The following is a 2,395-nucleotide window of genomic DNA, read 5'->3' as shown; positions in this document are numbered from 1 at the left end:
CACAAAACAATACACGCCCCACCACACCAACGCAAATCCACCCAACAACACCACCATCCAATGATCGAGGCGGCCTCGCCGTCGAGACCTGGACCTCTGCCCGAGTGTTCATATGGCGGACCCGTCCCGCGCTCCCGAGTGGTACGCGAATATCTCCCAAGTTGAGTGGGAGACGCCACCCCCTCTGGGCGTTGGTACGAAAGTCGCGTTCGTTGCCCATTTCCTTGGCCGGGAGCTTCGCTACACCTATGAGATTGTCGAACATACCTCAAGGTCATTGGTGATGCGTACGGCGGAAGGCCCCTTCCCCATGGAGACCAGCTACCGCTACGACTCCGTAGGCGGGGGCGGGACCCAAGTGACACTCCGCAACCGGGGTACCCCTAGCGGGTTCCCCAGGCTGCTGGCGCCGTTCATTCGCTTGGCAATGCGGCGGGCCAACAACAAGGACCTGAGAGCTCTCAAGCAGATCCTCGAACACGACCAGCATTAAGGCTGAGTTGTGTAGGCAGCCTGTTCTCAGCATCTTGCCAAGGTGGTCATCGGAACTGCAGGCGTATAGTTGCCCTCATGTTGTCTATGCGCCGATTTACTTGCCCCCGACCGGTTTCCGGTCGCGAGGGCTTACTGGCGCGCGCCTAGGTCCTGGCGCCGGATTCGAGTCGGGGGAGAACTTCACCCCTCCTGCATCCGAGCCCAAGGACCACCATGCCTAGTTACCTCAGCACCACCGAACTCAATGATGCCCTGTCCATCCGGGACCTTTCCGATCCCAGCAGCGGGCCCCATGCAATGCAAACTCTTCTGCAAGCCGTCACGCACACACTCAGCCGGAAGTGGGATGTTGCCGGCCGGGTCATCCGCCACAGCCCCTTGGTCAGCGTGGTCGACAACTACGACCACCTCGGCTTCAACGCCTCAGACGTGACACGGGATCAAAAATACTCCCGCTACGTCAGCCCAACGGTAATGCTGCGGAGTCACACTTCGGCCTCTATCCCGTCGCTGCTCCGAGCCTTGGACTCTGAGGCGTCCACGGACGAGCTCTGGGCCATCCCCGGGCTTGTTTACCGTCGCGATTCCATCGACCGAACCCATACAGGAACGCCTCACCAAGTAGACCTGTGGCGTGTCAGCTCCCGGGCGCAGCTCGACGTCGGCGACCTTCAAGACATGATCTCCGCCCTCGTTCAAGCTGTGCTTCCAGGTGCCGAGTGGCGCGCAGTCCCGGCAATCCATCCTTACACCCAGCAGGGCTTGCAGGTTGACGTCCGCATGGACGGGGAATGGCTCGAACTTGCCGAGTGCGGCCTCATGGCCCCGCACCTGTTCGAACAAGCCGGCCTTGATCCCACCAACTGGAATGGTCTAGCCCTTGGAATGGGCCTGGACCGTGCCCTCATGCTGCGCAAAGGCATCCCGGACATCAGGTTGCTCCGGTCGACGGACAGGCGCATCGAAGAGCAAATGAAAAACCTGGAACCGTGGCGGCCGGTCTCCCAGATGCCACCCATCCGACGGGACATATCGATCGTCGTCCCTGCGGACATGGACGCGGAAGTACTGGGAGATCGAGTCCGCACCGCATTGAATGGGCAAGCGGACGACCTGGAAAGCGTTGAACTGCTGGCTCTCACTGCCCAAGCGGAACTTCCGTTGAAGGCGCAGGAACGGCTCCAAATCCGTGAAGGACAAGCGAACGCCCTGATCCGGCTGGTACTTCGCCCCCTGACCAGAACGATGACAGATCCGCAGGCAAACCAGATCCGGGACGATGTCTACCTGGCATTGCACGAAGGACCAGTCAAGGAGCTCATTGCCGGGTAAGCCATCGGGCGGCTTGGGCATGTCTATAGCCGCATGCCCAAGACCGTTTGGACGGTGATGTTATCGCCTCGATCATCAGCGATACGGTGCATTCCGATCTTCTCGGCTACCCGCTCTGAAGCCCGGTTTTCCGGATGCTCGCCGTCACGCGTTTCGATAATCCACAGGCCATACCCGTGCTCCGCGTAGTTCTCTTGGTTCCAGTGAATCCAGCCAGCTGCTTCATCCCGAGACTTGGGTGCAGGGTAGAACAGCATCACCTCTGGGTCTCCGAGCAACGCGGCCATGCTATCCAGGTCAGTCTCAGTCATCTCACGAAACCGCAATCGAAGAGTCGGTTGTGGCGGTAGCATCACATGACTCTATTACGAGTGCATCCATATGCCCCTACGCCGGCGCCTCAGCGGACGCCGACCGATTAGCGAGCTCAAGGAGGTCATCGTCCAGGTCCACGTATATCCCGGTTCGTGGATAATGCATTTGCCGCGGGGATGCCGGTTGTGTTTTCGGTGTTTAAATGCGGGGAGCCCCGACCGTGTGGTCGGGGCTCTCCGGTTGAATGGTTGTC

Annotated in this window: 3 protein-coding genes; 2 read left to right on the top strand and 1 reads right to left on the bottom strand. The window is 60.0% G+C overall.

The genetic code is table 11. The annotated features are described in order from the left end of the window. The first annotated feature begins 112 nt into the window (after window positions 1-112). Window positions 113-493, top strand: a complete 381-nt coding sequence (locus QRN42_RS17960; protein ID WP_284980469.1) for an SRPBCC family protein — start codon at window positions 113-115, stop codon at window positions 491-493. Between the two features lie 215 nt (window positions 494-708). Beyond that, window positions 709-1,827 (top strand): PheS-related mystery ligase SrmL, encoded by a 1,119-nt coding sequence (gene srmL / locus QRN42_RS17955; RefSeq protein ID WP_284980468.1) that lies wholly within the window; start codon window positions 709-711, stop codon window positions 1,825-1,827. A gap of 23 nt (window positions 1,828-1,850) precedes the next feature. Here srmL and QRN42_RS17950 read toward each other — a convergent pair whose 3' ends face one another. Next, window positions 1,851-2,180 carry a GNAT family N-acetyltransferase gene (locus QRN42_RS17950; RefSeq protein ID WP_284980467.1) on the bottom strand — a complete coding sequence of 110 codons (330 nt, stop codon included), beginning with the start codon at window positions 2,178-2,180 and terminating at the stop codon, window positions 1,851-1,853. Window positions 2,181-2,395 lie beyond the last annotated feature (215 nt).

The organism is Arthrobacter sp. fls2-241-R2A-200 (genome assembly GCF_030209745.1).
Classification (GTDB): Bacteria; Actinomycetota; Actinomycetes; order Actinomycetales; family Micrococcaceae; genus Arthrobacter.
The sequence above is the reverse complement of the archived record's forward strand: the minus strand, read 5'-3'. Positions and strand labels throughout refer to the sequence as shown.